Origin of the sequence: Paenibacillus kribbensis (genome assembly GCF_001705305.1) — a bacterium.
GTDB lineage: Bacteria > Bacillota > Bacilli > Paenibacillales > Paenibacillaceae > Paenibacillus > Paenibacillus kribbensis_B.
Map to the genome: position 1 here is coordinate 200,397 of NZ_MCBP01000012.1, position 6,861 is coordinate 207,257.

General features: G+C 45.9%; 5 protein-coding genes. 2 read left to right on the forward strand and 3 right to left on the reverse strand.

The window, feature by feature from the left end; translation table 11 throughout:
• Nucleotides 1–70 precede the first annotated feature (70 nt).
• On the reverse strand, nucleotides 71–1,228 hold the full coding sequence (locus tag BAZ21_RS20550; protein ID WP_068504647.1) for an MFS transporter: 1,158 nt from the start codon (nucleotides 1,226–1,228) through the stop codon (nucleotides 71–73).
• 394 nt (nucleotides 1,229–1,622) lie between these two features.
• On the opposite strand from BAZ21_RS20550, the gene BAZ21_RS20555 reads away from it, so the two are divergent.
• Together BAZ21_RS20555 and BAZ21_RS20560 are read left to right on the forward strand one after the other, a co-directional pair.
• Nucleotides 1,623–2,540: an ArsR family transcriptional regulator gene (locus tag BAZ21_RS20555; RefSeq protein ID WP_068504648.1), complete on the forward strand. Its 918-nt coding sequence runs from the start codon at nucleotides 1,623–1,625 to the stop codon at nucleotides 2,538–2,540.
• A gap of 64 nt (nucleotides 2,541–2,604) precedes the next feature.
• A complete protein-coding gene (locus BAZ21_RS20560; protein ID WP_068504650.1) occupies nucleotides 2,605–3,369 on the forward strand; it encodes an HAD family hydrolase in 765 nt (254 codons plus the stop codon).
• A 172-nt stretch (nucleotides 3,370–3,541) separates the two neighbouring features.
• Here the strand turns inward: BAZ21_RS20560 and BAZ21_RS20565 are convergent, their stop codons facing one another.
• Nucleotides 3,542–4,840, reverse strand: a complete 1,299-nt coding sequence (locus BAZ21_RS20565) for a hypothetical protein (RefSeq protein ID WP_068504652.1) — start codon at nucleotides 4,838–4,840, stop codon at nucleotides 3,542–3,544.
• A gap of 25 nt (nucleotides 4,841–4,865) precedes the next feature.
• On the reverse strand, nucleotides 4,866–6,861 hold a 1,996-nt coding region (locus BAZ21_RS20570), incomplete at its 5' end, for a thioester reductase domain-containing protein (protein ID WP_141695009.1).

Genomic DNA, 6,861 nt, shown 5'->3' on the forward strand with positions numbered 1-6,861 from the left:
CCTTTGTCCGCCATCAATATTGTCTATAGTTTATAGCAAATATGAAACAAATACCATGCTAACCGCAGTTTTAAGCCGTCAATGCTCTTTTTTTGGCCAACAGTCCCAGCAAGCCAAAAACGACGTAGCTGCCTCCAAGAACTATAAACATACTTCCTTGGGTCCCAAAGTCCAGCAGACCTCCGCTAATATTAGGTCCGATCACGCTTCCCAGATTAAAATGAAAGGATGCCAGTACATTGGCAGCTGCCAAAAATGATTTGGGCAACAGATCAGCGGCATAAGCCAAGCCGAGGGAGAAAAAAGAACCCACCAAGCCTCCGGCTATGGTCAGCAATACCAAAGTGAACATAAAATGATTACCGCTCCAGGGCAACAGCATAAAGGTCAAGCCACCTGCTATACCTACGCTCATCAACACCTTTTTACGTCCCCAGCGGTCACTTAAAATACCTAGCGGCAGCTGCAGCACCAACCCACCCAAGCTGACAAACGGCAGCAATGCGGCAATTTCAGCGGTATGGAAGCCAATACGCAGGCCATAGACCGGAAAGTTGCTGTTCAGACTGGCTTCCATATAGCCGTAGAGGAATGCAGGCAGCAGAGCATACCATGCCCAGCTGTAGCTGCGTCGGAATCTTTGTGCGGGACGTGCCTCGGTTGCCTGCTTTTCCGGTCTGGAATCCGGTAGCTTCATTAACACCAGCATCAAAACAAGCAGGCACAATAAGGCCAGCGCAGCAAACGGAACCAGTGTTCCATAATCAAGCAGCCATAATCCCAATGGTCCCATTGCAAAGCCCAAACCGTAGGACATGCCATAAAAGGAGATATTGCGGCCACGGTTTTCTGCTGGAGTCACTAGCAAAATCCATAGTTGGGCAGAATAGTGAAGCGCACTGTCACCTATACCAACCAGCAGCCGCAGTACAAACCACACTCGGATATCAGGGATTAGCGGGAATAGCAGCAGCGTCACGAGTACAAGCACCAAGCCTCCGGCCATCAGTTTTTTGAAGCCCAACCATCCTAATGTCCGTTCAGCCACCAGCGTCATAGCGAACGAACCTATATATAGCGCAGCTGCGTTCATTCCATTTAGCGAAGATGAGACCCCCATTTGCTCCAACGAGATAGACAGGATAGGTAACAGCAAACCTTGACATAATCCGGCTACGATAATAACCGCAATTAAAATAAAATAATGAACACGTAACGACGACGGCATCATGGTACCTCCTGGTAAAAACAATAAAATATCAACAGCAAAAATGAGTATTAAGGAATGATTTGCATTTGATACCATAATCAATAATAATTCTTATCCATATTACAACACGCATTACAGAAAAGAAGAAAAAATCGTCATCTGAGATGACGATTTTACGGAAAGAGCTTGCTCTGATATGTAATCCGACTCCGTTCGTTAAGGAGTCACGTATGTTCAATCCGAACCTCTTCATGTCACAGCGCACTATTTCATATTATAGTGGACAATGTCCGGCAGAACAAGCCATAATAAATAAGTGAGCAATTTGCAAAATGCTCGTGTTGTGCTTATGGACGGGCTTAATTCGTTCACCGCTCTGGGCTCGAAGACAGAATAGGAGGCATTTGATTCCATGAGTTATCAAATTAAAATAGACACTTCTCCAATTTACGAATTACTGGGCAGCTTCATGGCCTATGTAACTAAAAAATGGGTACACGATATGGACCTGGGGCATGAATGGGTCGACAAGGTGGATGCACGGCTGCAACACGAAGTTCGTACCGAGCTTGCCACGGCCCAGGATTGCCCTTTTAGCGATTATGACGCACTCTATGCCTGGGCTTTGCTTCGACCGGAATCGGATGAAATATCCGACTATATCACTTATTTGGAGCACGGTCCGGATAAAGATATGTTTGAACTGCTTGTTCCGCACATTCCTTTTTTAACCTTTGAAGAATCTTTACGCATACGTAAGGTATATGCACCGCTCCTCAAATTATGGGACCGCGATTATTTTCGGGCTTTGGAAGGCGAACTGCGCGCGCTGGCAGAGGAAGACGCTGCGGAAAAGCGTATGCTTTTGAGCAAAATGGAGCCGGAAGCATTGGTTGAATACGCCACAGCTGGATTGGTCGTTCCACATATGGAAGATCTGGATACGGTTGTCCTCTTTCCGGTCGTCCATAATCGCCCGATTAATTCCTACTGTTTTTATTCGCGTATGCTTCTAATCCAGTATCCGGTAGATATACCCGAGGAAAGCGAGGAAGAACCGCCTACGCTCCTGCTGCGGCTCACTCGTGCGGTCAATGATCCGCAACGACTGCGAATTTTGCGTTATGTAGCTCAAGGCCCTAAATCTCTGGAGGAAATGCGCCATGATTTGAGCCGATTGGAAGATACACTTATGTCTGATATGATGATTTTGCGAGTGGCTGGTCTGCTTCGCATTCACATTGGACGCTATCACAAGGAAAAATTCAGCATCCGTCCCGACGGAGCGGCTGATTTACAGGTATTTTTAGAATCCTATATTGGATTGTAATGAAACTGCACCTTTAGTTATACGAAACGCCGTTAAAGCTTTGGGCTTGGAAGGAGTATGCAACATGTCGTATCCGAAGCAGCACATTTTATTTGATCTTGATGACACTTTGGTTCACTGCAACAAGTATTTTGACCTGATTCTCAGCCATTTTTTCGATTTGCTTCAGGAATGGTTTGCAGCTCATAACCTGACGAAAAATACAATTCGTGAGAAACAAATCGAAATTGATGTGGCTGGTGTTCATCAGTTGGGCTTTGCCAGCGAGCATTTCCCACAATCTCTGATAGATACGTACCACTTTTTCTCCGAACAATTCGGACGCCGTATCGATTCTGGGGACGAACAGGAGCTTCGCTCCCTTGGACGAAGTGTGTACGAGCAGGAAATCGAACCGTACCCGGGAATGGTCGAAACATTGAACTCACTCCAAAAAGCCGGGCATTCCCTGTATCTCTACACTGGCGGTGAGCAGGTCATTCAGGAAAGAAAGATTGAACAAATGAAACTGGCTAATTATTTTGATGAACGCATCTACATTCGCCAGCATAAAAATGTCGAAGCACTGGAGGAAATCATTCAGATGAATAGTCTGGACCGAAGCATTACCTGGATGATCGGAAATTCCCTGCGTACCGACGTATCTCCAGCCCTTGCGGCAGGTATTCATGCTGTATATCTCAAGCAGCCCAAGGAATGGATTTACAATATGGTTGAACTGCAAAAAAACGTGAATTCCGTGATGTATACGATACAGAAGCTAACAGAAGTACCAAGAGTCATACACGAAAGCATACAATTGCATCAACAAAAAAGGACCCTCGGCTAGAGAGCACTGCTAATATCCCCTTCAGGTAGACACTCAGAAAAGTCCACATGGTATCATGAGGATAGAGTGAACTTGGAGGGGAATTTTTATAATTGCCAACGATTTCAGCCAAAATCAAACAGCGCGCACCGATTGAGTATCGGCGCGCGCTGGCTGCTTAGTCTTTTCTTATTCAGTTGACAGGAGTATTACCATTCAACAAATGTTCCACAGATAAGATGTGGTCAAAAAGACCAAAGACCTCTTCTGAATCATACATATTCTCCAATATGCTGACTTCCATCATTAAACGTCCCGAAAGCGTAGCTGTTGTGAGCAGTAACGACTGGTTTTTGATGGAAAAATAGATCGTATCCACCCATTCCTCCATAATCGGATACGATATAATACCCACATTGGACAAGGTGATGGAAAAATTCCACAGTGGGAATCTTTCAGGCATTGTTTTCATGCACAATTCAAGGCACTGTTGTTTATATTTCCGATATGAATTGGAAAACGAAGAAAAAAAGATCGACAGTGCATAGGGAACCCCCCTTTTGAACCATTTGAATACGGATTTCACCTGTTTTTCCAAATTTCCGTTCCGGAAAAATTGCATCGGAAGACTGGCGACGTAATTGCCGTGCATCGTTTCCGGCGAATAGTTAAGCAGCAACTGCAAATCCATGGGCATGGAGACAAACACACGCTGCTTGTCAGGAGCATGTTGCAGTAGTCCATCGGTCGTTCGAAAGCAGATATATTCGGTCAATGTCATTTTTTTGCTCCGGCATTGCCGTAAAATCTCAGCTGTCTCTTCTTTACTGAAACTATACGATTTTTTGATGTAGCCGCCGCCTTGCTCCGGCTTTCTGCCGTAACTCAAATCAACGGTTCCGCCAGCGCTTGTCCTTTTTCCCATAACCCTGGATAAAAAGCCTGTTACAAAAACCGGCATCCATAAAAAAGCGGAAACTCTTCTTTTCATACGCAACAGCTTGTCTCTGGGGACATCTCCCTTTGCTGCCTTCTTTTCCGGCTTCGCCTCAGATTCGCCCGCATAATATTCCAGCCATCTCTTGATCCAGAAAACCAAGCCCCGTCCATTAGCCACCGCATGGTTCATCGCAAATATCATTGTATGTTCATTTATAGGGATAATGCGAAATGGCAGTCTGGAATTGGTTGGGGCATACTGGGTCAATGCCTCTTCTTCCGTAAAATATTGGGAAAGCTGCACTTTTTCAGTCTCCAGCAACTTTTCCAGCTCTTCCTGCGAAAAACATCCCCATACAAACGTGTCTTTTTCCAGCTGTTCCACTCTTTTGGCTTGCAGCAATGGATTGTCCATGATAAGCGAACGGTAGCTGGAAAACAATTTTTCAGCGTCGATTCTTCTTTTAAAAGTAACCGTTGCGATCATGCTGTTGGATAAAATATAATCTTCCGTTCCGAAAAAGTAAGTGCTAGCCAGTTTAATGGCGTCCATTCTTTTCCCCTCCTCTCCTGTTTTTTTACATGAATCCTACCTTTTTAACATGTTCCATCATCAGTTTCACTTTTTGACCGTCTAGCCTGGACCACTCAAACCCTAACGCCTGCAAAATACCGTCGGTCTTCTTGTTCATCGTCATGAACAACGTTTTGCTAGCTCCCTCAAAGAAGACGTTCGAATGAACGAGAATCCGGGCAACCTCCTGCTCCGTCTCCGCTTCATCATATTTTTCAAACATGTATTCGGTAAAATCCTCCACTGGCATCGGCTGAACTTGTATATCCGCTTGCTTCAAAAACTTGGCAAAAGACATCATGCTAACCTGATGGCTGTTAAACAGATGATAGGTTTCATTGATTAGATTTTTGCGGTCGAACATCAGTACAACAGCTTTGGCCACCTCATCCACAAAGGAGAAGTTCATGGTTTTATTTTGAATTGCGGGAACCCGGCCAAGTTTGATCATCGACTTTATCAACGAATAAAATGCATTATCCAAAATGTTTTCCTGGAAGATCCCTGAGTTGGAATCAAAAACGAGGTTCCCAACTCTGAACACATTGGAATCAAGCCCTTGTTCCCTTGCTTTAATAATCTCTTTCTCGGCTTCGAGTTTCGTCATAACATAATAGTTATCAGAGCTTTGTCCAACATTGCAATCATATTCAGTGAACACGAAGCTGTTCTGATCCTCTATCCATCCGCTGCCTACGCTGGTGGTAGAAACAAAATTGTAGGTCTTTTTCTTCCCTGTGCTGGCAAATTCGATCAGTCGCTCGTTCCCTTCCACATTGACGGCATAAAATTCCGAGTAATGCCCAAAATGCTTCACGTTTGCCGCCGAATTAATGATCGCATCAATGATTTCGGCCAAACGCTCATAGCGCTCCCGGCTCAGGCCAAAGCAGTCCTGGGTTAAATCTCCGCAGAACACGTGCACCCTGTCCTCCCAGGCATTCTGCCCGTCAAGCTCATGACCAAAATGGAACTTCAGCTTCGCCCGCAGTCTTTCCAGTGCCTCTTCGTCGCTCGTTCCCCGAACAGGCACATACACCTCATATTCCGTATTTTGCAGCAATTGAAACAAAATATGGATCCCGAGATACCCTGTTCCTCCAACCAACAGAATATTTCGGTAATCAACCCGTTCAGCAAGATTGATGCTTTCATATACCTGATTTTTCTTACCGTATTCCTTGAGACTCTCACGCAATTTCCATACAACACCAGGTACGCCACTTTTTCCGGCAGCTGCCGCTTCCCGTAAGGCGTGCACGAATTGTTTTAATCTGCCTTTGGAGTACTTGATGTTATCCGCCAAGGTGCGAATCGTCGGATATTGAAAAATGTCGTTAATCCCTACTTCAAAATCCAGCGCCAGCCTCGAAACCACCTGAATCGCCTTGATCGAATTGCCGCCCAACCTGAAGAAATCCTCATCAATTCCGATCAACTTCATACCGAGAATATCCTGCCAGACCTTCTGGATTTTCAGATCAACGTCATTTCTTGGGCTGCTGACTGTATCGTCGCTTCCCTGCCATTCAGGCTCAGGCAATGCCTTTCGGTCAATCTTTCCGCTCGGAGTCATCGGCATGCGATCCAGCTGCATAAAGCTGGACGGCACCATGTAATCAGGCAGCTCCTGCAATAGCTGTTCCCGCAGCTCTTCCACTCCCGGTTCGCCCTCTGCTGTAAAATACGCTGCCAGATACTTTTCCTTCTGCTTGTCCTCTCTGGCGATTACCGCCACCTCCTGAACAAGCGGATGTTTCTGTAGCTGCGCTTCGATTTCCCCCAGCTCAATGCGGAACCCTCGAATTTTCACCTGATCGTCGATTCTTCCCAAAAATTCGATATTCCCGTCCGGCAACCAGCGCACCAGATCCCCTGTGCGGTACAGCTTCTCTCCCGCTTCATAAGGATTCGGCACAAATTTCTCCGCCGTCAGCTCTGGCCGATGCAGATAGCCCCTGGCCAATCCGTCTCCCGCAACGCACATTTCCCCGGCTGCT

Excerpts from the sequence above, each read along its gene's own strand:
- BAZ21_RS20565 (WP_068504652.1), bottom strand. The coding sequence starts at position 4,840 with ATGGACGCCATTAAACTGGCTAGCACTTACTTTTTCGGAACGGAAGAT.
- BAZ21_RS20560 (WP_068504650.1), top strand. The coding sequence starts at position 2,605 with ATGTCGTATCCGAAGCAGCACATTTTATTTGATCTTGATGACACTTTG.
- BAZ21_RS20555 (WP_068504648.1), top strand. The coding sequence starts at position 1,623 with ATGAGTTATCAAATTAAAATAGACACTTCTCCAATTTACGAATTACTG.
- BAZ21_RS20550 (WP_068504647.1), bottom strand. The coding sequence starts at position 1,228 with ATGCCGTCGTCGTTACGTGTTCATTATTTTATTTTAATTGCGGTTATT.